The organism is Streptomyces sp. NPDC048481, assembly GCF_043200075.1.
Lineage (GTDB): Bacteria > Actinomycetota > Actinomycetes > Streptomycetales > Streptomycetaceae > Streptomyces.
Window position 1 is genome coordinate 113,940 of the sequence record NZ_JBICXC010000003.1, and the last position, 26,706, is coordinate 140,645.

17 protein-coding genes, 1 tRNA gene and 2 pseudogenes are annotated in these 26,706 nt (G+C 71.4%); 6 read left to right on the forward strand and 14 right to left on the reverse strand.

All coding sequences use genetic code 11. The features are described 5' to 3' along the window. The first annotated feature begins 23 nt into the window (after positions 1 to 23). From ACGFSH_RS11180 to ACGFSH_RS11200, 5 genes are all read left to right on the forward strand, one after another. Positions 24 to 1,094, forward strand: coding sequence for a DNA cytosine methyltransferase (locus tag ACGFSH_RS11180; protein ID WP_393347175.1), 1,071 nt, complete (start codon positions 24 to 26; stop codon positions 1,092 to 1,094). Next, the gene (locus ACGFSH_RS11185) at positions 1,091 to 2,014 is read left to right on the forward strand and encodes a bifunctional DNA primase/polymerase (RefSeq protein WP_393347177.1); all 924 of its coding nucleotides are present in this window, start codon (positions 1,091 to 1,093) and stop codon (positions 2,012 to 2,014) included. Before ACGFSH_RS11180 ends, ACGFSH_RS11185 begins: the two co-directional genes overlap by 4 nt. A 349-nt stretch (positions 2,015 to 2,363) precedes the next feature. Next, positions 2,364 to 3,911, forward strand: a complete 1,548-nt coding sequence (locus ACGFSH_RS11190) for a YfjI family protein (protein ID WP_393347179.1) — start codon at positions 2,364 to 2,366, stop codon at positions 3,909 to 3,911. 298 nt (positions 3,912 to 4,209) lie between these two features. Next, the gene (locus tag ACGFSH_RS11195) at positions 4,210 to 4,395 is read left to right on the forward strand and encodes a helix-turn-helix domain-containing protein (RefSeq protein WP_190171268.1); all 186 of its coding nucleotides are present in this window, start codon (positions 4,210 to 4,212) and stop codon (positions 4,393 to 4,395) included. A gap of 64 nt (positions 4,396 to 4,459) precedes the next feature. Further along, positions 4,460 to 5,857, forward strand: a complete 1,398-nt coding sequence (locus ACGFSH_RS11200; protein ID WP_393347181.1) for a tyrosine-type recombinase/integrase — start codon at positions 4,460 to 4,462, stop codon at positions 5,855 to 5,857. A 47-nt stretch (positions 5,858 to 5,904) separates the two neighbouring features. On the opposite strand, the gene ACGFSH_RS11205 is transcribed toward ACGFSH_RS11200, so the two are convergent. From ACGFSH_RS11205 to bldG, 11 genes are all read right to left on the reverse strand, one after another. Continuing rightward, a tRNA-Thr gene (locus tag ACGFSH_RS11205) sits at positions 5,905 to 5,978 on the reverse strand. Between the two features lie 107 nt (positions 5,979 to 6,085). Continuing rightward, positions 6,086 to 7,663, reverse strand: a complete 1,578-nt coding sequence (locus ACGFSH_RS11210; RefSeq protein WP_393347183.1) for an alpha/beta hydrolase — start codon at positions 7,661 to 7,663, stop codon at positions 6,086 to 6,088. 91 nt (positions 7,664 to 7,754) lie between these two features. Beyond that, the gene (locus ACGFSH_RS11215) at positions 7,755 to 8,960 is read right to left on the reverse strand and encodes a DNA polymerase III subunit delta' (RefSeq protein ID WP_393347185.1); all 1,206 of its coding nucleotides are present in this window, start codon (positions 8,958 to 8,960) and stop codon (positions 7,755 to 7,757) included. Positions 8,961 to 9,202: 242 nt separating this feature from the next. Continuing rightward, complete coding sequence (tmk, locus tag ACGFSH_RS11220; protein ID WP_393347187.1) at positions 9,203 to 12,529, reverse strand: dTMP kinase; 3,327 nt, start codon at positions 12,527 to 12,529, stop codon at positions 9,203 to 9,205. 143 nt (positions 12,530 to 12,672) lie between these two features. Continuing rightward, on the reverse strand, positions 12,673 to 15,519 hold the full coding sequence (topA, locus tag ACGFSH_RS11225; RefSeq protein ID WP_393347188.1) for a type I DNA topoisomerase: 2,847 nt from the start codon (positions 15,517 to 15,519) through the stop codon (positions 12,673 to 12,675). 359 nt (positions 15,520 to 15,878) lie between these two features. Next, complete coding sequence (locus tag ACGFSH_RS11230; protein ID WP_393347190.1) at positions 15,879 to 16,076, reverse strand: hypothetical protein; 198 nt, start codon at positions 16,074 to 16,076, stop codon at positions 15,879 to 15,881. A gap of 210 nt (positions 16,077 to 16,286) precedes the next feature. Further along, a complete protein-coding gene (locus ACGFSH_RS11235) occupies positions 16,287 to 17,828 on the reverse strand; it encodes a methyltransferase (protein ID WP_393347192.1) in 1,542 nt (513 codons plus the stop codon). Between the two features lie 110 nt (positions 17,829 to 17,938). Then, positions 17,939 to 18,541, reverse strand: coding sequence for a small secreted protein (locus tag ACGFSH_RS11240; protein WP_329412270.1), 603 nt, complete (start codon positions 18,539 to 18,541; stop codon positions 17,939 to 17,941). A 194-nt stretch (positions 18,542 to 18,735) separates the two neighbouring features. Next, positions 18,736 to 21,141 (reverse strand): sodium-translocating pyrophosphatase, encoded by a 2,406-nt coding sequence (locus ACGFSH_RS11245; protein ID WP_393347193.1) that lies wholly within the window; start codon positions 21,139 to 21,141, stop codon positions 18,736 to 18,738. A 437-nt stretch (positions 21,142 to 21,578) separates the two neighbouring features. Next, on the reverse strand, positions 21,579 to 22,007 hold the full coding sequence (locus ACGFSH_RS11250; protein WP_393347195.1) for an ATP-binding protein: 429 nt from the start codon (positions 22,005 to 22,007) through the stop codon (positions 21,579 to 21,581). 117 nt (positions 22,008 to 22,124) lie between these two features. Next, positions 22,125 to 22,466 (reverse strand): anti-sigma factor antagonist BldG, encoded by a 342-nt coding sequence (bldG, locus tag ACGFSH_RS11255; RefSeq protein ID WP_009189842.1) that lies wholly within the window; start codon positions 22,464 to 22,466, stop codon positions 22,125 to 22,127. 81 nt (positions 22,467 to 22,547) lie between these two features. Here bldG and ACGFSH_RS11260 point away from each other — a divergent pair, with 81 nt between their 5' ends. Next, entirely contained in the window at positions 22,548 to 25,241 is a 2,694-nt protein-coding gene (locus ACGFSH_RS11260) for a DEAD/DEAH box helicase (RefSeq protein WP_393347197.1), read from the forward strand. A gap of 64 nt (positions 25,242 to 25,305) precedes the next feature. Here ACGFSH_RS11260 and ACGFSH_RS11265 read toward each other — a convergent pair. The 3 genes and pseudogenes from ACGFSH_RS11265 to ACGFSH_RS11275 form a co-directional block, all read right to left on the reverse strand. Then, positions 25,306 to 25,644: pseudogene (locus tag ACGFSH_RS11265) on the reverse strand (Rv3654c family TadE-like protein); the annotation flags it as partial. A 242-nt stretch (positions 25,645 to 25,886) separates the two neighbouring features. Continuing rightward, positions 25,887 to 26,195 (reverse strand): annotated as a pseudogene (locus ACGFSH_RS11270) (TadE family type IV pilus minor pilin); the annotation flags it as partial. 193 nt (positions 26,196 to 26,388) lie between these two features. Continuing rightward, complete coding sequence (locus ACGFSH_RS11275) at positions 26,389 to 26,598, reverse strand: DUF4244 domain-containing protein (RefSeq protein WP_393347199.1); 210 nt, start codon at positions 26,596 to 26,598, stop codon at positions 26,389 to 26,391. Between the last annotated feature and the right edge of the window lie 108 nt (positions 26,599 to 26,706).

Sequence of the window (26,706 nt, forward strand, 5' to 3'; positions counted from 1 at the left end):
AGACCTGTTGGAGGTCTCCCAGCATGACCCAACCCACCGACATGAGGCGACCCCACGGCTCGCCGCCCCGGATCGTGGCGCTGTGCGCCGGCTACGGCGGACTCGAACAAGCGATCCATGCCGGGATGGGCGGCGCACCGGTCGCATTCGCCGACAACGACCCGCACGCCGCCTCCGTGTTCACCGCACACCACCCGGACACGCCCAACCTCGGGGACATCACGGCCGTGGACTGGCACCAGGTCAGGGAGCTGCACCGCCCGGACGTCATCGCCGCCGGCTTCCCCTGCCGCAATATCTCCAACGCCGGACGAAGGGATGGGATCAATGGCCAGTGGTCGCGGGTCTGGAAAAATGTCGCTGAGGCTGTGGGCGTCGTTCGACCGCGCCTCGTCTTCCTGGAAAACGTGGCGGCGCTCCGCTCGCGGGGGTTGGACGTCGTCGCCGCGGACCTGGCCGCGCTCGGGTATGACGCGCGATGGACATGTCTACGAGCTGGTGACGCCGAAGTCGGCGCCCCGCACGAGCGCGACCGCTGGTTCGCAGTCGCCCATCCCGCTGATGCCGACCCCGACCACCTCGGACGGCACTGGCGGGCCCGGCACCTCGCCGAACCGCAAGGGTGGGTTGAACCTGCGCACAGCCGTCACGAAGTTCCCGGCACCGCCGCTCGACGTCTGAGGCTGCTGCCCACCCCGAAGGCGTCGGACGGCCCCTACGGCAGCACCGGCGCACACAACAGCCACGGGACCTACTACCTGCCCGGTCAGGCCGTGCGCCTCGACCCGCGTTGGACCGGGCACAACGGCGTCGACTTCGGCCCTGCGATCCGGCGGTGGGAGCACATCACCAGCCGTCCGGCCCCCTGCCCCACCGAGCCCGGAACTCGCGGTAACCGCCGCCTGTCCCCGGCGTTCGTCGAATGGATGATGGGCCTGCCCCAAGGGTGGGTCACCGCCGTGCCGGGCATCCCCCGCAAGGAACAGCTCAAGATCCTCGGCAACGGCGTCGTCCCCCAACAAGCCCATCATGCCTACGGCCTGCTCCTCGGAGCCGGGGCAGCCGTGCGGCTGGACGGGAGGGCCGCGGCATGAGCCGTATCCCGGGCACCGACGCCTCCCGGCTGGCCCTGCTCGCCTGCGCGTTAGAGGCGGTACAACGGGACTGGCACGTCATCCCGCTGCGCCACCGGGACAAGCGCCCGGCCGGCCACGCGCAGAAGCACTGCCCCGGCACCGGCCGCTGCGCTGACGGGCACAAGACGCCGGAGGAGCGCGCTACCACCGACCGGGACCTGTTGGTCGCGGCGTGGACGCAGCAGCCCTACAACGTCGGCATCGCGACCGGCCCGTCCGGGCTGCTCGTGGTCGACCTCGACACCCTCAAGCCCCAAGAGCCGAAAGGAACGCCTGACGGCGTCGTCAACTTCCAAGCGCTCTGCGAGCGCGCCGGACAGGCCGTCCCAGACACCTACCGGGTGCGGACCGCGCGCGGCGGCGAACACCTGTACTTCACCCAGCCCCCCGGAGTCCGTCTGCACAACACCGCCGGACGACTCGCCAAGAAGATCGACACACGGGGCTGGGGCGGCTACGTCGTCGCCGCGGGCAGCGCCACCCCCGACGGCGCATACACCGTGCTCGACGACCGCCCGCCCGCCGTCCTGCCCGCGTGGCTGCACGACGCCCTGAAGCCCCCTCAGCGCCCCACACAGGCCGCTTCCCTGTCACTCACGACCCGCGCGAGCGGCTACGCCGCGGCTGCACTGCGGGGGGAGGCCGCCAATGTGGCGCATGCCGCGGACGGCACCCGCAACGCAGTGCTGCTGCGGGCCGCGCGAGCCCTCGGCCGGCTCATCGCGTCCGGCGACCTCGACCGGGGGGAGGTCGAGGAGGCTCTTAGTAGGGCGGCATCGGCCAACGCCACGCAGTCGCAGCGCTACTACGACGACGTCATCACCCGCGGACTGGACTGGTCCATCGCCCGCAACACAACCGGCAGGCGAGCGACATGACCACACCACCGCCTACTAAGAGCCTCCCCACCAGCACCCGCCGGCCGGCCGCCGCTCCACAGCCTGTGGACACGCCGGCCGCGGGCGAGCCGAAGGGTGTCGCCGAAGGCGTCCCCATTGCTGTTCGCCCTGACCCGCGCAGGGACGACGGGCGCCGCCCCGTGGCCTGGCTCGACATCGTCGCGCCGCCGTCCTGGAGCGTCACCCCGTCCGCCCGTTCCAGGTGCACCTGCGGCTATGAGCGCCACGCCATCGGCCGTGCCGCCGTCCTGCAACTGATCGCCGCTCACGGAGAACACCGCACCTCATGCTCACTGTTGAACCCCGCTTCGGAAGGCAGGGCCGCCGCATGACCACCAACGACGCAGGCGCAGATCTGTGGGAAGGGTTCGAGCACATCGAACCCGAGCAGATCACCGGCCCCGCCTGGGACGAACCCGTCCCTCTCCGTACTCGCCCGCCGCTCCCGGCCTTCCCCGTGGATGTCCTGCCAGCCTGGCTGGCCGGCATGGTGCGCGGTGTTGCTGAGGAGACCCAGACCCCGGCGGACCTCGCCGGATGCCTGGCCCTTGCGGTCCTCGCCACCGCCGCCGGCGGACGGGTCAAGGTGTGCGTACGCGGTCACTGGCGTGAGCCAGTGAACATCTACACCGCCATCGCCCTGCCCCCCGGCAACCGCAAGTCCGCCGTCTTCGACCTCATGGTCAAGCCACTGCTCGATGCGGAGAAGGCCCTGATCGAACTCTCCGGACCTGTAAGGGCGGAGGCGGAGACCCTGGCGAGGCTGGCCAAGTCCGCGGCCGAGAAGGCCGCCGGCAAGGCGGCCAACGCGGAGCCCGAACACCGCGACACTCTGACCGCCGAAGCCGTCCAACTGGTCCAGGACGCGGACAAGATGAGGGTTCCCGCCGAACCGCAACTCGTCGCGGATGACGTGACACCGGAAAACGTCGGGACTCTTCTGGACGAGCAGGGCGGACGCATCTCCTGCCTGAGCGCCGAGGGAGAGCTGTTCGACATCATCGCCGGGCGCTACACGGGCAAGCCCAACATGGGGATGTTCCTCAAGGGCCACGCGGGGGACATGCTCAGGGTCAACCGGCAGGGCCGCAGCGCCCAGCACGTCGACTCCCCGGCAGTCACCATCGGCCTGGCAGTGCAGCCGGAAGTCCTGGACGCACTCAGCCGCATCGACGGAGCTGACGGGCGCGGGCTCCTCGCCCGCTTTCTCTACTCCAAGCCTGTGTCCCTGGTCGGCTCTCGCAGTCTGACCCCGGCCCTGCTGGACGAGCAGGTGGCCGCCACCTACGCCAAATACCTGGCGGGTCTGACACTCGCCCTGGCGGACTGGACCGACCCCGCCCTCATCCAACTCACCCCGGAAGCCGACGCCGTACTCCTGGCCTTCCAGAAAGTCACCGAATCGCGTCTCGGTCCGGATGGGAGTTTCGCGCCGATCGTGAAATGGGCGTCCAAGCGAGATGGCGCCGTGGCCCGCATCGCCGGGCTCCTGCACCTCGCCACTCACCCCGAGGACGGGTGGCATAAGCCCATCGAGGCATCCACCATGGCCGCCGCCACCGAACTGGGCGACTACTTCACCGCGCATGCCCTGGACGTATTCAGCGTCATGAGCGCCGACCCCGCCCACGAATCCGCGGTGACCGTCCTCGCCCAGCTCGTCTCCAGCAACCCCGCACAGTTCACCAAGCGGGAACTGTTCCGGACGCTGCGTCGGGCAGAGTTCCCCGCCATCGGCGACCTGGACCCCGCCCTTGCCCTGCTCGAAGAACACGGGTGGATCCGCCAGCAGCCACCGCCCCCGCGCACCGGTCGCGGCGGCCGGCCACCCTCGCCGCGCTACGAGACCCACCCGCGCATCACGCGCGGGGCCTGACAGAACCCCCAGACCGCCGACAGAACTGACACAACCCCCCGCCCAGCCGCTGACCAGCACTAATCATCATGATCGCGGTTTTGACAGAACCCAATTAAAACTCGACAGAACCCCCGCGACCTCTCCGGGCGTCCTGTGACAGAACCTCCCCCGGCGAGGTTCTGTCAGCAATTAATTCAGTTCTGTCAAAGATCCAGAACGCATCAAAGCCGCAGGTCAACGACCTACCGGCAAGGTTCTGTCAGTTCTGTCAGCGGTTGCGGCCCTGCCATCAGCACACGCCGAGGAGGCAAACAGCATGAGCACCGCCGTGCGCCCCGTTGAACCCCTTCTCTACACCCCGGAAGAAGCCGCCGAGGCTCTTCGGCTGGGGCGGTCCACTGTCTACGAACTCATGGCTGACGGCGTCCTGGCCTTTGTGAAGCAGGGGCGCTGCCGCCGCATCAAGGTGGCCGTCCTCAAGGCCTACGTCGACAGCCTCTGACTCACGCCCAATCAAGGCGGCCCCGGACGAAGTGTCCGGGGCCGCCTCGTTCTTGGAGAGCCACATGAGCCCCCGCAAGTCGAACCTGGAATCCACCATCTACTTCGGCGATGACGGCTGGTGGCATGGTCGCGTGACCATGGGCGTACTGGCCGATGGAAGCCCCGACCGCCGCCACCGCATGGCCCGCACCGAACCCGCAGTGCGCCGCAAGGTCCGTGAACTGGAGAAGCTCCGTGACGAGGGACGTGCGACCAAGGCGGGCCGTAAGCCCACGGTCGGACAGTGGATGGAGACCTACCTGACCGATATCGCGAGCTTGAAGCTCAAGCCCCGGTCCCTGGACGACTACTGGTCCAAGACCCGCAACGACATCGTTCCCGGCATCGGGAAGCACCGCATCGACAAGCTCGCCCCGGAGCACCTTGAGCAGATGTACCGGGCCATGCTCGATGCCGGGCGCGCGCCGTCCCACGTGGTCAAGGTGCACCGCATCCTGTCGAGGGCCCTGAAGATTGCCCACCGCCGCCGGATGATCGGCGAGAACGTCGCCACGCTGGTCGACCCGCCCAGCATCGACGAGACCGAGACGAACCCGTTCACCCAGGAAGAAGCGAAGGCGTTCCTGCAAGCGGCGGCCAAGCGGCCCACGTTCATGCGGTGGATCGTCGGGGTCGGCATGGGGTTCCGGCAGGGCGAGACCCTGGGACTGCGGTGGCCGTACGTCGACCTCTCCGCCGAGCTGTTCCACCCCAGGTGGCAGCTACAGCGGCTCACGTGGCGGCACGGCTGCATTGACGCACACGCCTGCGGAGCGCGTCTGCACCGCTTCGAGCCCTGTCCGCCGAACTGCGTGACGCACAAGGGCTACAAACGCGGTTGCCCGAAGCCCTGCACCCAGTCCTGCGTCAAGCATGCGAGTACCTGCCCGGACCGCAAGGGCGGAGGTCTGACCTTCACTCGCCCCAAGACCAGGAAGAGCACGAACCCCGTACCGATCCCGCCCGCGTTCATCCCCTACCTGATCGCGCACAAGGCACAGCAGGACGAACTACGAGTGGCGGCCGGCGAACTCTGGCAAGAGAACCACGCCGTGTTCACCCGACCCGATGGCCGACCCATCGACCCCCGCGACGACTGGGAGGAGTTCAAGGAACTACTGGCGGAAGCGGGCATCGGCGACCGTCGCCTCTACGACGGGAGCCGCCACACAGCGGGCACGATTCTGAACGAGCTGGGGGTGGACATGCCGACCATCATGGAGATCCTTCGGCACACGCAGATCAGTCAGACGCGCCGCTACGTCAAGGGCCGCTCACATCTTTCGAAGGACGCCATGCGTCGCATGGGAGACACCTTCCTGCCCGCCCCGGAACCGACGCCTGAGCCCACAACTGAGACTAGAACTGAGACTAGGGACAGCCGCGCGGCCCGCGCTCAGCGCCGCCGCCGCATCCGGTAAAAGCAAAAGCCCCAGGTCACGGCGAGTGAGTCCTGAGGCTTCGGCAGAGCCGCCTTCGGGATTCGAACCCGAGACCTACGCATTACGAGTGCGTTGCTCTGGCCATCTGAGCTAAGGCGGCGCGCTGTCCGCACCATGGTGCGATCAGCAACGTCGGTAAGTCTACACAGTTTCCAGGGGTGCTCCGAACCAGCCCGGGGTGCGGGGGTGGGAGGCCGGCCGGGGGGCCTATGAGCAGCGCTTTCCCTTCGCCGGAGGGGTTCCGCGGAGGAGGTAGGCGTTGATCGCGGAGTCGATGCACGCGCTGCCGCGGCCGTAGGCGGTGTGGCCGTCGCCGTCGTAGGTGAGGAGGCGACCGGAGGCGAGCTGGCTCGCAAGGGAGCGTGCCCATGGGTAGGGCGTGGCCGGGTCGCGGGTGGTGCCGACGACGACGATGGGCGCGGCGCCCTTGGCCTGGATGCGGTGCGGCGCTCCCGTCGGTGCGACCGGCCAGTACGCGCAGCTGAGGGAGGCCCAGGCGAGGCCCTTCCCGAAGACCGGGGACGCCTTCTCGAACGACGGCAGCGCCTTCTCGACCTGCTCCGGGGTGTCGAACGCCGCCGGGAGGTCCAGGCAGTTGACGGCCGCGTTGGCGGACATCAGATTGGCGTACCGTCCTCGCGGGTCGCGCTCGTAGTAGCTGTCGGAGAGGGCGAGCAGCCCCGCGCCGTCGTTCTCCTTGATCGCCGAGGTCAGCGCCTCGCGCAGTTGCTCCCAGGTGCTCTCGTCGTACATCGCCGCGATCACGCCGGTGGTGGCGAGGGCCTCGCCGAGTTTGCGGCCGCCCGCGTCGCCGGTGGGGATCGGGTGCGCGTCGAGCCTGCGGAAGAACGCCTTCAGGCCGGCGCCGACCTGGGCCGGCTTCGCGCCCTTCCCGCCGAGCGGGCAGTCGGCCTGCCGCACACAGTCCTTCGCGAACGACTGGAACGCCGTCTCGAAGCCCGCCGTCTGGTCCAGGTTCAGCCTGCGGGCGGGCAGCGACGGGTCCATCGCTCCGTCCAGGACGAGCCGGCCCACCCGGTTCGGGAACAGGCCCGCGTACGTGGCGCCGAGGAACGTGCCGTACGACGCCCCCACGTATGTCAGCCTCCGGTCACCCAGGATCGCGCGCAGGATGTCCATGTCCCGGGCCGCTTCCACGGTGGAGACGTGCCGCAGCAGCTTGGGCGCGTGCGCTCCGCAGCCCTCCGCGAACTTCTTGAAGGCGTCGACGAGCCGGGTCTTCTCCCGCTGGTCGTCGGGGGTGGTGTCGGTCTGCGTGTACGCGTCCATCGCCCGCCCGTTCAGGCACTCGACGGGTTCGCTGCGGGCCACGCCCCGCGGGTCGACGGCGACCATGTCGTAGCGGGCGCGGACCTCGGCGGGGTAGCCGATGCCGGCGTACTGCTGGAGGTAGCCCACCGCCGAGCCGCCCGGGCCGCCCGGGTTCACCTGCAGCGAGCCGAGCCGCTTGCCCGGGCCCGTCGCCTTCTTGCGGGCGACGGCGAGCCGGATGTCCCCCGCGCCCGGCTTCGCGTAGTCGAGCGGCGCCTTCATGGTGGCGCACTGGAAGCCGGGGACACCGCAGTCGCGCCAGTTCAGTTTCTGCCCGTAGTACGGGGAGAGCGCCGACGGCGTGGCCCGCGGCAGCGCGGCCAGCGCAGCAACCGCCGCGGAGCCCGCGGAGCTGGCCGGCTCGTTCGCGGAGCAGCCGGAGAGGAGCAGCGCGGCGAGGGAGAGCAGCGTGACGCCGGCACGGGACCTGCGGAGGGAGCGCCTGATGTGCATTCAGCGAGCGTAACTCTGTGCGACGGGATGAACGCCCTGCGTCCGCCAACTGCCACGGACGAGGGACCCCGTCAACCCTCGGTCGACGAACCTAGCCCGCTCTCAGTGCCATCGTCATCGCCTCGACCGCCAGCAGCGGAGCGACGTTGCGGTCCAGGGCCTCTCTGCACGCGGCGATGGCGTCGATCCGGCGCAGGGTCGATTCCGGGCTGCTGCCGCGGGCGAGCCGTTGCAGCGCCTCTTCGGCGTCCGCGTTGGCGATCGCGACGCGGGAGCCCAGCTGGAGCGCGAGGACGTCGCGGTAGAAGGCCGTCAGGTCGGTGAGCGCGACGTCGAGACTGTCGCGCTGTGTCCGCGTTCTGCGGCGCTTCTGCTTGTCCTCCAGGTCCTTCATCACGCCCGCGGTGCCGCGCGGCATCCGGCCGCCCTGGACCGCTCCCATCGCCGCCTTCAGTTCCTCGGTCTCCTTGCCGTCCGTCTCCTCCGCGAGCTGCTTGGCGTCCTCGGCGGCAGCGTCGACCAGCTCCTGCGCGGCTCTGAGGCAGTTGCCGACGTCGTCCACGCGCAGGGGCAGTTTCAGCACGGCCGCACGCCGCTCGCGCGCGGCGGGGTCGGTGGCGAGGCGCCGGGCCCGGTCGACATGGCCCTGGGTGGCCCGGGCGGCGGCCGCGGCGACGGCCGGCTCGACGCCCTCCCGGCGTACGAGCATGTCGGCGACCGCCTCGACCGAGGGCGTGCGCAGGTTCAGGTGCCGGCAGCGGGAGCGGATCGTGGGCAGCACGTCCTCCAGGGAGGGCGCGCACAGCAGCCAGACCGTGCGGGGCGCGGGCTCCTCCACCGCCTTCAGGACGGCGTTGGCGGACTTCTCGTTGAGCCGCTCGGCGTCCTCGACGAGGATGATCTGCCAGCGGCCCGTGGCGGGCGAGGTGTACGACTTGCGGACGGTGTCGCGCATGTCGTCCGCGAGGATCTGCGCGCCCACGGCCGCGACGGTGGTGACGTCGGCGTGGGTGCCGATCAGCGCCGTATGACAGCCGTCGCAGAACCCGCAGCCCGGGACGCCGCCGAGCGCCCGGTCGGGGCTCACGCACTGCAAGGCGGCCGCGAAGGCCCGCGCCACCTGGGTCCGACCGCCGCCGGGCGGGCCGGTGAACAGCCAGGCGTGCGTCATCTTCGACGCCTCCGGCGGGGCGGTGCGGGCGGCGGCCGCGGTGACGAGCGCGTCGGCGTCCCGGGCGGCGGCGGTCAGCTGCTCGCTCACCCTCTCCTGGCCGATGAGGTCGTCCCACACGGTCATGCGTCGCCCCGCCCTTTCGTCACGTTTCGCTCCGTGGCTTCCATTGTGCGGTCAGCCACTGACAATCGGGTCCGCCAGTCCCGCCAGTCCCGTCGGTCCGGTCAGTCCCGTCAGCCTCGGCCATCCCGCCGGCCTCGGCCACGGAGGGCCGCCAAGCCGCCGGGTTCAGGCGCGAGCGGCCCGGTCGTCGGGCCGCTCCTCCTCGCCTCAGCGGCGGGCGCGTTCAGCGGAGTGGGGCGTGTTCAGCGGCGCCGGCCCCGGCCGCCCCGGCCCTCGGAGGGTCCGTCGTCGTCCCGGTGCGGTCCCAGGAGTTCGTCCGCGAGGGTCGGCAGATCGTCGAGCGGGGTCTCCTCGGCCCAGTCCGGACGCGGCCGGTGCCGGGGCTCGCCCTCCTCGTCGAGCTGCGGGAGCTCACGGGTGCGGTCGTCGGTGCCGTCCGGCCGGACTCCGCCCCGCGCGTCGCGGGCGTCTCGGTCGTCGCGCTCGTCGCGGAAGTAGCCCGGCGGGACCCGGTCCGAGGGGCTGTCGTCCCGCACCGGAGGCAGGACGGCCGTCTCCTCCTCGGGACCGGGCAGGCGCCGGTCGGTCGGGCCGCTCCGGCCCTGCCCGCCGCGCACCGGAGGCAGGACCGCCGTCTCGTCGTCCGTGGGAACGGCCGGCGCGGGCCGCGGCGGCTGCGGCAGCTCGGCCGTGACCTCCGCGTCCGTCACCCCGGCGTCCCTTCCCCCGGCGGGTGACCGCTTCGCGGAGGACCCGGCGGACGGGCGGGAGGGCCGCTCGGGCTCCTTGTCCGTCCGGTCCGTCCGGTCCGACGGGACCGGCGGCAGCACCGCCGTCTCGTCCACCGGGCCGCCCGACGCGTTCGTCGGCGTGACGACCGGCGTGGGCACGGTCGCCGCCTCCGGCGGGACCGCCGGCCCCGCGGGCGGAGCGGAACGCGCCGGCTTCGGGCCGACCTGCGCGGCGGCGGCCGCCTGCTCCGCCGCTCGCCGTGCCTCCTCGGCCCGCAGCAGCGCCTCCTCGGCCTTGCGCTGCTTCTCCAGCCGACGGCTCTCGGCCTCGGCGCGCAGCCGGGCCTCTTCCTCGGCCTGCTTGCGCCGGCGTTCCTCCTCCGCCTTTCGGCGGGTCTCCTCCTCGGCGCGGGCCTTCTCCTCCGCGAGGAGACGGGCCCGCTCCTCCTCGGCGCGCTTGCGTGCCTCCTCGGCCCGCAGCCGCGCCTCTTCTGCCTGCCGTTCGGCCTCGCGCCGCTGCGCCTCCTCCAGCTCGCGCCGCTTGCGCTCCTCCTCCTCGGCGCGCAGCTTGGCGAGCTGCTCCTGGCGCTCACGCTCCAGGCGCTCCTCCTCGGCCTTGCGGGCCGCCTCTTCCTCGGCCTTGCGGCGGGCCTCCTCCTCGGCCTTCCTGCGCGCCTCCTCCTGGGCCTTGATCTCGGCCTCGGACAGGGGCAGCAGCTGGTCGAGCCGGTGCCGGACGACGGTGGTGACGGCCTCGGGCTCCTGCGCCGCGTCGACGACGAGGTAGCGGCCGGGGTCGGCGGCGGCGAGCGTGAGGAAACCGGCGCGCACGCGCGCGTGGAACTCCGCGGGCTCCGACTCCAGACGGTCGGGGGCCTCCGTGAACCGCTCGCGGGCGGCCTCCGGGGAGACGTCCAGCAGGACCGTCAGGTGGGGCACCAGTCCGTCCGTCGCCCAGCGCGAGATCCGTGCGATCTCGGTCGGGGACAGGTCGCGGCCCGCGCCCTGGTAAGCCACGGACGAGTCGACGTACCGGTCGGTGATCACCACGGCGCCGCGCTCCAGGGCGGGCCGCACGACCGTGTCGACGTGCTCGGCGCGGTCCGCCGCGTACAGCAGGGCTTCCGCGCGGTGCGAGAGGCCGGCGCTGGAGACGTCCAGCAGGATCGAGCGCAGCCGCTTGCCGACGGGCGTGGCCCCCGGCTCACGCGTGAGGACGACCTCGTGGCCCTTGGCCCTGATCCACTCGGCGAGCGCCTCGGCCTGGGTGGACTTGCCGGCGCCGTCGCCGCCCTCCAGGGCGATGAAGAAGCCGTTCGCGGCGGGCGCCGTCACCGGGTCGTCGCCGCCCATCAGTGCGTCCCGCAGGTCCTTCCTGAGGGGGACGCCGGAGCGGTCGTCGACCTTGGCGAGGACCAGGGCGGCCACCGGGAGCAGCAGGGCGCCGACCAGCATCAGCGTGAAGGCCGCCCCGCCGTGCGCGAAGACGAACTTGCCGTTCTCCAGCCGGTGCGGCCCGATGAGCGCCGCGACCAGCGGGGCGAGCACCGCGCCCAGGGCCACGAGGACCCGTACGACGGCGTGCAGGTGCTCGGTCGTGCGCGTGCGGCGGTGGTCCTCGGTCTCCTGGTCGAGAAGGGCGTGCCCGGTGTTGGCGGCGACGCCCGCGCCGACGCCCGCGAGGACCACGACCAGCAGCACGCTGGTGACGTCCGGGACGAGTCCGGCGGCGAGGAGCGCCAAGCCGGTGAAGGCGATGGCGAGCGCGAGCAGGCGGCGCCGCGACAGCGACACCAGCACCTTGGGCGCCGTGCGGACGCCGACGACGACTCCGCCGGTCAGCCCGAGCACGAGGAGTCCGTAGAGCACCGGGCCGCCGCCCAGGTCCTTGGCGTGCAGGACGGCCACGGCGACGGACGCGGAGATCGCGCCCGCGACGGCGGCGCAGGCGAGCACCAGCAGCGGGATCACGCCCGTGCGGCCCGAGTCGACACCGGTGGCGGTGCGGGGGCGGCGCAGGCCTTCGAGCGGCGACCGCGGGCGCGGGGTGCGCACGGCCGGCAGCTCCAGGAAGGTCACGATCGACAGGCATCCGGCGAAGAGCCCGCCGGCGACGTACGAGGCGAGGGCCGCCTGGTGCTGGTCGAACCAGGCGATCCCGGTGCCCAGAAGGTTGTTGAACAGGGCGGCGACCACCAGGGTGGCCGCGCCGAGCGGGATGGTCAGGAAGCCGGTGCGCAGCGAGAGGCGGCGCAGGGCGTCCATGTGGTCGGGCAGCGGTCGTACGGTCGCGCCCTCCGGGGGCGGGGCGGGCAGCAGGGCGGGCGCCGCACTCTCGCGGGCGACCGTCCAGAAACGTTCGGCGACGCCCGTCACGAAGACCGTGACGAGCAGCAGGGCGAGTGCGTCGTCGGGCGTCCAGTCGATCCACAGGGGGGCGACGATCAGCAGCAGGGCGCGCAGTCCGTCCGCACCGACCATGGTCCACCGGCGGTCGAGTGGGCCTTCGGGGGCCGTCAGCGCCGTCAGCGGGCCCAGCAGGACCGCGCCGAAGAGGAGGGTGGCCAGGATCCGCACCCCGAAGACGATCGCCACTGCGAACGCCACGCCTCGGTAGCCGCCGCCGAAGGAGCCTTCGGCGATGGCCGCCTGGAGGACGAGGAGGACGAAGACCAGGAGGGCGAGAGCGTCTGCGACTCCGCCCACCAACTGCGCGCTCCAGAGGCGCTTGAGCTGCGGTTCGCGCAGCAGGGCGCGCACGGCGCGCTCGCGGGAGTCGGCCACCAGGGCGTCGTCCGGGGCCGGGTGGTGGGCCGTTGGCTGCTCGGCTCGCGTCATGCTTTCAGCCTATCGGCCGCGGCTGACACCCCGGGGCCCGCGTCCGCACGTACGACCGCCCCGACACCAAAGTGATGCCGGGGCGTTGGTTTCGCGAACCTGCCGTGGAGAAACGGTGACCGGTCCTGGGACCCGTCGGGCCGTCAGTCCTCCGAGGAGGTCGACGGGGAGGCCGTCGCCTTCTTCGCGGTCGTCTTCTTGACGGTGGTCGTCTTCTTGGCGGCCGTCGTCGTCTTCGCGGTGGTCTTCTTGGCGGCCGTCTTCTTCGCCGGGGACGCCTTCTTGGCCGTCGCCTTCTTCGCGGGCGCCTTCTTGGCCGTCTTCTTGGCGGGCGCCTTGGCGCGCTTCTCGGCGAGCAGCTCGTAGCCGCGCTCCGGGGTGATCTCCTCGACGCTGTCGCCGGAGCGCAGGGTCGCGTTGGTCTCCCCGTCGGTCACGTACGGCCCGAAGCGGCCGTCCTTGACCACGACCGGCTTCTCGCTGACCGGGTCGGTGCCCAGCTCCTTCAGCGGCGGCTTGGCGGCGGCCCGGCCGCGCTGCTTGGGCTGGGAGTAGATCTCCAGCGCCTCTTCGAGCGTGATCGTGAAGAGCTGGTCCTCGGTCTGCAGCGAGCGCGAGTCCGTGCCCTTCTTCAGGTACGGGCCGTAGCGGCCGTTCTGCGCGGTGATCTCCACGCCCTCGGCGTCCGTGCCGACGACACGCGGCAGCGACATCAGCTTGAGGGCGTCCGCCAGCGTCACCGTGTCCAGGGACATCGACTTGAACAGCGAGGCCGTGCGCGGCTTCACGGCGTTCTTGCCGGTCTTCGGCGTGCCTTCGGGGAGCACCTCGGTGACGTACGGGCCGTAGCGGCCGTCCCTGGCGATGATCTGGTGGCCGGACTCCGGGTCGGCGCCCAGCTCGAAGTCGCCGCTCGGCTTGGCGAGCAGTTCCTCGGCGAGCTCGACGGACAGCTCGTCGGGCGCGAGGTCCTCGGGGATGTCCGCGCGCTGGTGGCCTTCGGAGTCCTTCTCGCCGCGCTCGATGTAGGGGCCGTAGCGGCCCACGCGCAGCACGATGCCGTCGCCCACGGGGAACGAGGACACTTCGCGCGCGTCGATCGCGCCGAGGTCGGTCACCAGCTCCTTGAGGCCGCCGAGGTGGTCGCCGTCGCCGTTGCCGGCGTCGGCGGCGCCGCCCTCGACCGTGCCGGTCCCCTCGCCGAAGTAGAACCGCTTCAGCCACGGGACGGCACGCGCCTCACCGCGGGCGATGCGGTCGAGGTCGTCCTCCATCCTGGCGGTGAAGTCGTAGTCGACGAGCCGGCCGAAGTGCTTCTCCAGCAGGTTGACCACGGCGAACGACAGGAAGGACGGGACGAGTGCCGTGCCCTTCTTGAAGACGTAGCCGCGGTCGAGGATCGTGCCGATGATCGACGCGTACGTCGACGGGCGGCCGATCTCGCGCTCTTCGAGCTCCTTGACGAGGCTGGCCTCGGTGTAGCGGGCCGGGGGCTTCGTGGCGTGCCCGTCGACCGTGATCTCCTCGGCGGAGAGGGCGTCGCCCTCGTTCACCTGGGGCAGGCGGCGCTCGCGGTCGTCCAGCTCGGCGTTCGGGTCGTCGGCGCCCTCGACGTACGCCTTCAGGAAGCCGTGGAAGGTGATGGTCTTGCCGGAGGCGCTGAATTCGGCGTCCCGGCCGTCGGCCGCCGTGCCGGCGATCTTCACCGTCACGCTGTTGCCGGTGGCGTCCTTCATCTGGGAGGCGACCGTGCGCTTCCAGATCAGCTCGTAGAGCCTGAACTGGTCGCCGCTGAGGCCCGTCTCGGCAGGCGTGCGGAAACGGTCGCCGGAGGGGCGGATCGCCTCGTGCGCCTCCTGCGCGTTCTTGACCTTCCCGGCGTACGTGCGCGGCTGTGCCGGCAGGTAGTCGGCCCCGTACAGCTGCGTGACCTGGGCACGAGCCGCGGACACGGCGGTGTCGCTCAGCGTCGTGGAGTCGGTTCGCATGTACGTGATGAAGCCGTTCTCGTACAGCTTCTGCGCGACCTGCATGGTGGCCTTGGCGCCGAAGCCGAGCTTGCGGCTGGCCTCCTGCTGCAGCGTCGTCGTACGGAACGGGGCGTACGGCGAGCGCCGGTACGGCTTGGACTCGACGGAGCGCACGGCGAACCGCGTGTTCTCCAGGGCGGCGGCCAGGGCGCGGGCGTTCGCCTCGTCGAGGTGGAGGGTGTTCGCGCTCTTGAGTTGTCCCAGGGAGTCGAAGTCGCGGCCCTGCGCGACGCGCCTGCCGTCGACGGCCTGCAGGCGGGCGACCAGCGACGACGGGTCCGACGAGTCTCCCGCGCGGCCGGTCGCGAAGGTGCCCGTCAGGTCCCAGTACTCAGCAGAACGAAACGCGATGCGCTCACGTTCCCTCTCGACGACGAGACGGGTGGCGACGGACTGGACACGGCCGGCCGACAGGCGCGGCATGACCTTCTTCCACAGGACCGGCGAGACCTCGTAGCCGTAGAGGCGGTCGAGGATGCGGCGGGTCTCCTGGGCGTCGACGAGCTTCTGGTTGAGCTGGCGCGGGTTGGCGACGGCGGCCCGGATCGCGTCCTTGGTGATCTCGTGGAAGACCATCCGCTTGACGGGGATCTTCGGCTTGAGGACTTCCTGGAGGTGCCAGGCGATCGCCTCGCCCTCCCGGTCCTCATCGGTGGCGAGGAAGAGTTCGTCGGACTCCTTGAGGAGGTCCTTGAGCTTCTTGACCTGCGCCCTCTTGTCGGCGTTGACGACATAGATCGGCTGGAAGTCGTGTTCGACGTCCACACCGAGGCGGCGCACCTCGCCCGTGTACTGGTCCGGCACCTCCGCGGCGCCGTTGGGAAGGTCGCGGATGTGCCCGACGCTGGCCTCGACGATGTAGCCGGGGCCGAGATAACCCTTGATCGTCTTCGCCTTGGCAGGCGACTCGACGATCACGAGTCGGCGGCCGCCGTGTGCGGTCTCGCTGGTCGGGGACAACTTCGCTCTTCTCTCCGGATCGACGCTGGGGCCTCCCCAGGCCTTGCTCCCGGGGTCGGGTCATGGGGACGCTGCGGAGTGTGACGGTACATCCCGCCCCCGTGTCAAACGGGAAAAGCCCGCAACGGCCACTCGAACGGTAACCCGACTACCGCCATTCCTGCCGCCCGGAGTACCGACCGGCCCTTTTCCGTTCGGCCGGAACCCGTCGTCCCCTTTGTCTGCGGGAGATCGGCGGGACCGCGCTCACGCCGCCCGGACGAGGATCCGGCGCCGTCCTCGCGGACGTGCCGCGATCGGGCCCCGCCGGTGGTCCGCACGGTGATCGCGGCGTGGCCGGGCATGATCCCCCGGCGGCGTCACAGGCGTGCGAAGCACCACACGCCGAGGACCAGCGCGGCGACCGCGGCGAGGCCGGCCAGGGTCGCCGATGCGACGGGGCTCACATCCTGGGCCACGGGTTCGCGGTGCCGGACCCGGACGGCGGTCCACACCAGGAGCGCGCCCGCGAACAGGACGAACGCCATCCCCGCGAAGATCGTCGGCGCACTCTCCATGCCGGCCCGCTCCCGTTCTCCCGCTCACACCCGCTCCGGACCCGCATCGGATCCGCGAGGCCGGTTCCCTACCCGTCTCGGACGGGCTTCGGACCCGCCTCGGACAGGGGAGCCTGGCACGCGCGGACGACGCCCGGGCGAACCCGGGGTGAACGCCGGGACACGGGCGGGGCCGGATGCCGGGAGGACCGGCGCCGGCGGGCTCCGCGGTCACTGCGCGGGTTCGAGGAAGCCCTGCTCCACCAGCAGACGGATCTGGGCCGGAGTGCGGTCCCGCAGCAGCACCGGGTCCTCGCCGACCAGTTGCGCGATGGCGTCGAGGATCCGGCCGGCGCTCAGCGTGCCGTCGCACACGCCCGCGAAACCGGCGCCGACCGTGTCCACCTTGGTGGCCCGGCGCATGCCGCGGTTCTGCCGCAGCACGACGTGCTCCGGGTCCTCGGCGCCCGGCAGTCCGACCTGCTCCTGGACGACCTCCGCGGCCAGCCGGAAGTGTCCGGCGAGGAGTGCCGCGTCGTCGTGCGTGCGCAGGTGGTCGAGCCGCTCGAAGTGCGCCAGGACCGTGTCGCCGAGCGGTTGTTCGACCGGGTGGGGCCACTCCTCCACCGTGATCACGGGCTCCGCGGCCGTCGTCCTGCGCAGCGTGATCCAGCCGAATCCGACGGCCTTCACCTTGCGCGCCTCGAACTCGTCCAGCCAGGCGTCGTATCGCGCCTGGTACGCGGCCTGGTCGCCCCGGTGGTCGCCGGCGTCGCGCAGCCACAGTTCCGCGTACTGGGTGACGTCCTGCACCTCACGCTGCACGATCCACGCGTCGCAGCCGCGTGGCACCCATGACCTGACCCTGTCCTGCCAGTCCTCCCCCTCCACGTGCTGCCAGTTCGCGAGGAACTGGGCGAATCCGCCGTCGTTCAGTCGTTGCCCCGCTCCCTGAACGACCGAGCGGCACAGATCGTCCCCGCCCATCCCGCCGTCCCGGTAGGTCAGCCGGGCGCCGGGGGAGATCACGAACGGCGGGTTCGAGACGATCAAGTCGTACGTCTCGTCGTCGCGGAGCGGCTCGAACAGGGAGCCCTCGCGCAGGTCGGCGGCCGGGGCCGCGGACAGGGCGAGGGTGAGCGCGGTGATGTGCAGGGCGCGCGGGTTGAGGTCGGTCGCCGTCACGCGCGTGGCGTGCTGGGCGGCGTGCAGCGCCTGGATGCCTGACCCGGTCCCGAGGTCGAGGGCGGCGGCGACGGGCTTGCGCACGGTGATGCCGGCGAGGGTCGTCGACGCGCCTCCCACGCCCAGGACGACCGCCGCGTCCGCCTGCCGCCCCCCGCTCGCGCTGCCGCCGGCGCCGCCCACCGCGCAGCCCAGGTCGGACACGATGAACCAGTCCTCGCCGTCCGGGCCGCCGTAGGGGCGTACGTCGACGGTCGCGGCCACCTCGTCCGGGCCCGCAGGGGCCAGCCAGCCGCTCTCCACGCACGCGTGCACCGGCAGGAACTCCGCCACGCGCGCGTGCGGCACCGGCTGTTGCAGCAGGAACAGGCGGACGAGTGTCTCCAGCGGCGTGTCCCCGCGGGTCGCGCGCAGCGCGGGCACGGTCTCGCTGCGGGCGAGGGCCGCGTAGGCGGGGGCGCCGAGCAGGTCGAGGAGGCCGTCCGCGGTGAAGGAGGCCTCGATGAGGGCCTTGCGCAGCAGGGCGGCGACCTCGGGACGGTCGGCCGAGGGCAGGGGGGACGGGGTGGCGTTGCTCACGCGTCCCATTGTCTCCCGTCGTCACCGCGGCGGCTTCCCCCTGAGGCACGGGAAGCCGCCGGATGCCCACGGGCCGTCGGGGCCGTTCGGGCCGTGCGGTTGTCAGCTCGACGCGGTTGTCAGCTCGAGGTGGCGCCCGCCTTGGCGGACGCGGCGACCTTCTTGCAGCTCTCCTGCTGGGCCATGGCGTTCTTGACGTCGCCCTCTTCGAGGTTCTTCAGCGCGGTGTTGCCGCTCTTGCTGAGCTTGCCGAGGTCGGTGGCGATGTTCTGCAGGCCGTCGGCGAACTTCGCCTGGTCCTTCGTGTCCAGCGCGTCGACCTGCTTCTTCAGGCCGGCGTAGGAGGTCGACAGGGCGGTGAGCGCGGAGACGGCGTCCTTCTGTTTCTTCTCGCCGCCCTCGACTCCGGGCGGCGTTCCCGCCTTCTGCACGGCCTGGGCGAGCGCGTTGTAGGCGTCGGACATGTCCTGGAAGGCCTGCGAGTCGGTCTTCTGGACGTTCGCGGGCGCGTTGTTGTCGGTGGCGGCCTGCTTGATCGCGGCGTTCGCCGCGTCGACCTTCGCGTCCTGTGCGGGCAGGGCGTCGCAGACCTGCTTGGCCCAGGCGTCGAGTTCCTTGTTGCCGCCGTCGTCGCTGCTGCATCCGGACAGCGCCAGTACCAGTACCGCACCGCCGGACAGTGCGGCCGCGAGCTTCTTGTTCACCGGATTGGTCCCTTCCATGGCTCTCGGCCCCGGAACATACACGGCAACCCGGCGACAACCCCAGTACGAATGTCCGCTATGCAGATGAATAAAGCCATTTGCACCAAGAGAGAGAAGGGTCACGGCATGGTCACACGTCCCGCACAACGGGCGGGCGGAGCGGCAACCCGCGCCGCCCGCCCGCCCGTTGGGCCGAGCATCGGTGAGCAGGTCTACGAAACCACCGCGGGATCCGCCGACTTGGCCGCCGTCCCCGCGTTGTCCTCGTCCCCCACGGCGATCCCGCGCCGCTTGGAGACGTAGACCGCGGCCACGATGACGGCCAGCGCGACGAGCGCGATCACGATCCGCACGCCGATGCTCTTGTCGTCGCCGTAACTGAACTTGATCACGGCGGGCGCGATGAGCAGCGCCACCAGGTTCATCACCTTCAGCAGCGGGTTGATCGCCGGACCGGCGGTGTCCTTGAACGGGTCGCCGACCGTGTCGCCGATCACCGTCGCGGCGTGCGCCTCACTGCCCTTGCCGCCGTGGTGGCCGTCCTCGACCAGCTTCTTGGCGTTGTCCCACGCGCCGCCGGAGTTGGCCAGGAAGACGGCCATCAGCGTGCCGGTGCCGATCGCGCCCGCCAGGAACGCGCCCAGCGCCCCGACGCCGAGGGTGAACCCGATGAAGACGGGCGCCAGCACGGCGAGCAATCCTGGTGTGGCCAGCTCGCGCAGGGCGTCGCGGGTGCAGATGTCGACGACCTTGCCGTACTCCGGTTCCTCGCTGTAGTCCATGATCCCGGGGTGCTCGCGGAACTGCCGCCGCACCTCGAACACCACGGAACCGGCCGACCGGGAGACCGCGTTGATCGCCAGCCCGGAGAACAGGAAGACGACCGCGGCGCCCGCGATGAGGCCGACGAGGTTGTTGGGCTGCGAGATGTCCATCATCAGGGTCAGCGGCGTGCCCGCTCCGGACAGCGCCTCGCCGACGTCCTGCGCGCCGGTCGTGATCGCGTCCCGGTAGGACCCGAAGAGCGCCGACGCGGCCAGGACCGCGGTGGCGATGGCGATGCCCTTGGTGATGGCCTTGGTCGTGTTGCCGACGGCGTCGAGGTTGGTGAGCACCTGCGCGCCCGCGCCCTCGACGTCGCCGGACATCTCGGCGATGCCCTGCGCGTTGTCGGAGACCGGCCCGAAGGTGTCCATCGCCACGATCACGCCGACCGTGGTGAGCAGCCCGGTGCCGGCCAGCGCCACCGCGAAAAGCGCCAGCATGATCGACGTGCCGCCGAGCAGGAACGCCCCGTAGACGCTCAGGCCGATCAGCAGGGCGGTGTAGACGGCCGATTCGAGTCCGACCGAGATGCCGGCCAGGACGACCGTCGCGGGGCCGGTCAGCGACGACTTGCCGATGTCGCGCACCGGGCGGCGGGAGGTCTCGGTGAAGTAGCCGGTCAGCTGCTGGATGACCGCTGCCAGGAGGATGCCGATCGCCACGGCGACCAGGGCGAGCACACGGGGGTCGCCGTCCTTGCCCTGGACAGCGGCGTCGGTGACGCCCTCCAGGTCCGCGTACGTGCCGGGGAGGTAGACGAAGACGGCCACGGCGACCAGCACGAGCGAGATCACCGCGGAGATGAAGAAACCCCGGTTGATCGCGGACATGCCGCTGCGGTCGGCGCGGCGCGGGGCGACCGCGAAGATCCCGACCATGGCCGTGAGCACGCCGATCGCGGGGACGAGCAGCGGGAAGGCGAGTCCGGCGTCGCCGAAGGCCGCTTTGCCGAGGATCAGCGCGGCCACCAGGGTGACGGCGTACGACTCGAAGAGGTCCGCCGCCATGCCGGCGCAGTCGCCGACGTTGTCGCCCACGTTGTCGGCGATGGTCGCGGCATTGCGCGGGTCGTCCTCCGGAATGCCCTGCTCCACCTTGCCGACCAGGTCGGCGCCGACGTCGGCGGCCTTGGTGAAGATACCGCCGCCGACCCTCATGAACATGGCGATGAGGGCGGCGCCGAGACCGAATCCCTCCAGGACCTTCGGCGCGTCGGCCGCGTACACCAGCACCACGCAGGCGGCCCCGAGCAGGCCGAGCCCCACTGTGAACATGCCGACTACGCCGCCCGTGCGGAAGGCGATCTTCATGGCCTTGTGCGAGACGGCGGTGAGATCCTTTTCGGGTTCTCCTTCCCCCGGAGTCGCTTCCCGGGCCGCCGCGGCGACGCGCACATTACTGCGTACGGCGAGCCACATGCCGATATAGCCGGTGGCGGCCGAGAACGCGGCGCCGATCAGGAAGAAGATCGACCGGCCGGCCCGCTGATTCCAGTCGTCCGCGGGCAGCAGCATGAGCAGGAAGAACACGACGACGGCGAATACGCCGAGCGTGCGCAGTTGCCGGGCCAGATAGGCGTTGGCGCCTTCCTGGACCGCCGCAGCGATCTTCTTCATGCTGTCGGTGCCCTCGCCGGCCGCGAGCACCTGGCGCAGCAGTACGCCCGCGACCACGAGCGCGGCGAGCGCCACGACCGCGATGACGACCACGAGCAGGCGATTGCCGTCGGTCAGTTCCGCCGCTGCGAGAGTTGTGGGGTGGTCCAACGGATGAGAGGTGTGAAGCCCCGCCATTCGTCCTCCTTGACGCTTGGGCTGAGCTCAAGATGTGGACGGATTGTAGGTACCGGAACCTGATCAAAACAGAGCGTGGGAAACGAAATTCGCCTTTTCGTCAAGTAATGCCTTCAGGGCATTGATCGTGAATTGCTTCACGAATTGCGGTCGATTTTCGCCACCTCATGACCCGGCGTCCCATGATTCACTTCTTGAGACCAATGTCAGCATGCCCGAGACCCCCGGTGCGCGCATGCCGGGGGACCCCACCGGGGTGGGCCGGACTACCGGAACCGGGAGGCCCCGACCGAGTGAGGCCCGCACGGCGAAGGCCCACCAGGTGGGGCCGTATGCGGAAAGACCTCACCTGAGTGGACCGCATGCCGAAGGGCCCCACCTGAGTGGGGCCCTTCGGGTGAGAAGACCGTGTGGTCGGCGTGCTCCGCGTGGACGGCTCAGACGGGTGTGGCCGCCGCCGAGGCCCGAGGCCAGGTCATGCGGATCCAGCCGCCGTGCTCTCCGGCGGTGACCTCCACGTCGTCGACCAGGCCGCTGATGACCGCGAGGCCCATCTCGTCCTCCTCGGCCTCCACGTCCCCGCCGGAACCGGGCGCGCGGTCGCCGGGCGCCGAACGGGGCGCCTCGTCGCCGACCTCGATGGAGAACTGCTTCTCCTCCTCGATCAGCTGGACCTTGACGGGGGCGGTGATGCCGACGCTCTGGTGCAGTCCGACGGCGCGGGTACAGGCCTCGCCGACGGCGAGTCTGACCTCGTCCAGGACGGCCTCGTCCACTCCGGCCCTGCGCGCCACCGCTGCCGCCACCAGCCGGGCGGTCCTGACGTGCTCGGGCAGCGCGCTGAAGCGGAGTTCAACGGTGGCCATACGTCCCCCTCGGAACTACGGGCGTGCTGTCAGGGGGCCGGGCCGCCTCGGCCCGGACCCCCTTCGTTGGTCGACCGACCGCGCCCGGGCCGCAAGCGGCGACCCGGGACGAGGTGGTCAGTCGGTGGCAGCGACCGCTTCGTCGACCGAGGTGTGAATCGGGAACACCTTGGTCAGACCGGTGATGCGGAAGATCTTCAAAATACGCTCCTGGTTGCAGACCAGCCGGAGCGAGCCCTCATGGGCACGCACCCGCTTCAGTCCGCCGACCAGCACGCCGAGCCCGGTGGAGTCGAGGAAGTCCACGCCCTCCATGTCGACGACGAGGTGGAAATTCCCGTCGTTCACCAGCTCGACCAGCTGCTCGCGCAACTTGGGCGCGGTATATACGTCGATTTCGCCACCGACCTCGACGACCGTACGATCGCCGACGGTACGGGTCGACAGGGACAGGTCCACGGATCCTCCAGCACCTTGCTATCGAGCGGTCGTCCCTCGGAACACCTGGGCAGGAGCCCCCGGGACGGTACGCCAGCCGCGATGGCATTCAATCACTTACCGGCAGGCGTGCACGACGCCTTGGCTCCATTGTCCGTCACGCCAGTGACACACTCGTTGCCGATGGCCAAGAATCACCGATCCGATCGACCCTCGTCCGAGGCCGCGCCCCGCCTGTCTCCGGGCGAGGTCCTGGACCGGCTCGCCCCGGGACCGAGCCGGGCGTCGCGCATCACTCATACGGAGCACTTGCCCCCGCGCGCGGGCCGCCATGCAGTCTGGCCCGACCGGATTCGCTCCGAGGTGATCGCGGCCGTGCAGGCCTGCGGCATCGAGCACCCCTGGGCGCATCAGGCCCGGGTCGCCGAGCACGCCCTGGACGGCGACAGCGTGGTCGTCGCCACCGGCACCGCCTCCGGCAAGTCCCTGGCGTACCTCGTACCGGTCCTCTCCACCCTCCTGGACGGCTCCGAGGCCCCCAACGGCCGCGGGGCCACCACCCTGTACCTGGCCCCCACGAAGGCCCTGGCAGCGGACCAGTGCCGTTCGGTGAAGGAACTTTCACAACCTCTCGGCAACGCCGTTCGGCCGGCCGTGTACGACGGCGACACGCCGTTCGAGGAACGGGAGTGGATCCGCCAGTACGCCAACTACGTCCTCACCAACCCCGACATGCTGCACCGGGGCATACTTCCGTCCCACCCCCGCTGGGCCTCCTTCCTCAAGTCGTTGAAGTACGTCGTGATCGACGAGTGCCACACCTACCGTGGCGTGTTCGGGTCCCACGTCGCCCAGGTGCTGCGCCGCCTGCGCCGCCTGTGCGCCCGCTACGGCGCCTCCCCCGTCTTCCTGCTGGCCTCCGCGACGGCCGCCGACCCCGCCGTCGCGGCGGGCCGCCTGACCGGCCTCCCGGTGGTCGAGGTCGCCGACGACGCCTCACCGCGCGGTGAACTGGTGTTCGCCCTGTGGGAGCCGCCGCTCACCGACATGGTCGGCGAGAAAGGTGCACCCGTCCGGCGTACCTCCACCGCGGAGACGGCCGATCTGCTGACCGACCTCGCCGTCCAGGGCGTGCGCACCGTCGCCTTCGTCCGCTCCCGGCGCGGGGCCGAACTGATCTCGGTGATCGCGCAGGAACGACTCGCCGAGGTCGACCGTTCGCTGGCCCGGCGTGTCGCGGCCTACCGCGGCGGCTACCTGCCCGAGGAACGGCGTGCCCTGGAGCAGGCCCTGCACTCGGGCGAGCTCCTCGGCCTGGCCGCGACCACCGCCCTGGAACTCGGCATCGACGTCTCCGGGCTCGACGCCGTCCTCATCGCCGGCTACCCCGGCACCCGCGCCTCCCTGTGGCAGCAGGCCGGCCGGGCGGGCCGCGCCGGCCAAGGCGCGCTCGCCGTCCTCATCGCCCGCGACGACCCCCTGGACACCTTCCTCGTCCACCACCCGGAGGCCCTGTTCGACCGCCCGGTGGAATCCACCGTCCTCGACCCCGACAACCCCTACGTCCTCGCCCCGCACCTGTGCGCGGCGGCGGCGGAGCTCCCGCTGACCGAGGACGACCTGGGCCTGTTCGGCCCCGAGGCCGAGCCCCTGCTTCCGCAACTGGAGGCCGCGAAGCTGCTGCGCCGCCGGACCAGGGCCTGGCACTGGACCCGCCGGGAGCGGGCCGCCGACCTCGCGGACATCCGCGGCGGGGGCGGCCGGCCCGTCCAGGTCGTCGAGTCCGGCACCGGCCGGCTTCTCGGCACGGTCGACGCGGGCTCTTCCCACACCACCGTCCACGAGGGCGCGGTCCACCTCCACCAGGGCCGCACCTACCTCGTGCGGTCCCTGGACCTGGAGGACTCCGTCGCCCTCGTCGAGCAGGCCGACCCGCCCTACTCGACGGTCGCCCGCGACACGACCTCGATCTCGGTCCTGGAGACCGACGTCGAAGTCCCCTGGGGACAGGGCCGGTTGTGCTACGGCTCTGTCGAAGTCACCAACCAGGTCGTGTCCTTCCTGCGCCGACGGGTCATCACCGGTGAAGTCCTGGGCGAGTCGAAGCTCGACCTCCCTCCTCGTACGCTGCGCACACGCGCCGTGTGGTGGACGGTCACCGAGGACCAGCTCGACGCCGCCCGGATCAACCCCGAGATCCTCGGCGGCGCCCTGCACGCCGCCGAGCACGCCTCGATCGGCATGCTGCCCCTCTTCGCGACCTGTGACCGCTGGGACATCGGCGGGGTGTCGGTGCCCCTCCACCCCGACACGCTGCTGCCGACCGTCTTCGTCTACGACGGCCATCCCGGCGGCGCGGGCTTCTCCGAGCGCGCCTTCCACACGGCCCGCGCGTGGCTGACCGCCACCCGCCAGGCGATCGCCTCCTGCGAGTGCGACGCCGGCTGCCCGTCCTGCATCCAGTCCCCCAAGTGCGGCAACGGCAACGATCCGCTGCACAAGAGGGGCGCGGTACGACTCCTCACGGAACTCCTGCGGGAGGCTCCCGGGGAGAAGTCGGAGGAGGCCCGGGAGGCGCGGGCAGCACAGGCCGCGCAGGAGGCGGAGGCGGCACAGGAAGCGAAGGAAGCGGAGGAGGCGCCGGGGACTGTGGAGCAGTCGGTGAAAGAGACGTCGGAGTCGTCGGCGACTTCGGTGTCCTCGGGACCGACCAGGACCTCGAAGGCATCCAGGACTCCGGGAGCGGCCGGGACCTCGGAAGCGACGGCGACGGCGGCGACGGGGCCGGAGGCGTAGGAGAGGCGAAAGCGAGCTGCGCCGACGCGGCCGGGGGGAGCGCCGGATCCGGCGGGCCCGCTCGCGCCCTCATCTCGGCCGAGAACAACCCCCGTCCGGACGCCACGGTCACATCGGAGACGTCACGGACGACCGCGCAGCGCACCACCCGCGCACCCTGTGCCCGTGCCACCCGCTCGGCCCGGGCGCAGGCCTGCGCGACACCGTCCGACCAGTGCTCGGCTGCGGCGAGCGCGGCGAGATCGGCACCGCCCGCGGCACGATGGCGGACCGCTACGGCCTGCCCGAGCGCGAGCACGGCCCCGAACACCACACACAGCACCGCCATCGCCCCGATGCTCCAGACCGTGGCGGAGCCACGATCCGCGTCCCCCCGCCCCCGGCCGAAGCGCCGCGCGCTCACGGCCCCGCCCCCGCGCCCGAACCTCCAGCCGTAACGGCAGCCACTCCCGGGGCCTCACCCGGACCCGCCCTGGAGCCGGCACCCTGGCCCGCTGTACCCACGCCGGAGTCGACGCCCGTCCCCGCTGCGCCCGCGCCAGAGCCCCCGCCCGCCTTCGCTGCGCCCTCCGCGGAACTCCCGGCCGCGGCCGCCGGGGACGGTCCTCGGGTCCCCCCGAGGTCGTCGTTCGCCGTCGCCGGGGCCTCCTCTGCCGCCGCCACGGCCTCCTCGCGCACCTCGAAGGGCAGCCCTCGCAGTACGGGCGGCTTCGCCACCACCACCACGCGGACCTGGTCTCCTTCCCGTCCGACCGTCACATCCGCCCCGCGCGGCGCCGTCGCCCGTGCCACCGCGAGAACGGCGTCGACCGGATCCTGCCGGGCGGCGGCCCGGGCGCCGGCCCGGGCCGCGTCCACGCACCTGATCTGGGCGGACATCACGAGCAAGCCCCAGACCAGCGCCAACGCGAACGCCACCAGGACCGGCAGCACGACCGCGGCCTCCGCCGTCACGAACCCCCCGTCGCCGGCGAGCGCCCGGCGGCCTCCGCTCCCGGGCCCGCCTCCTCCCGGCCGCCTCCGAAGCCGTAGCCGAAGCCGAGGCCGCCTTCCTGCCGGCACAGGCACCGGTACCAGCGCCGGCACCGCTGTCGGTGATCCCGGCACCGGCGTCGGCACGTTCACACGCACCGGCGCCGACGCACACTCACGCGCCCGCACTGAGCGCCTGCCGTACCAGGGCCGTCAGTTGAGCGGACACGCCCTCGCTCGTCACCACCTGATGGAGAAGCACCGCGAAGCCGACGGCGGCCACGATCCCCATCGCGTACTCGGACGTCACCATCCCCGCGTCCTTGCGCGCCCCACGCGCCCTGCACTTCAGGGCGCACAGCCGCGCCCGTACCGCCTTGTACATCTCAACCCCCGTGAGGTTCGGTCCAGTAGTTGTTCTCTGGTCGTCAGGTCGTTCACTCGTCATCGCGCCACAGGCGCGTTTCTCGCTCTTTCCTGTCGCGTCGCTCAC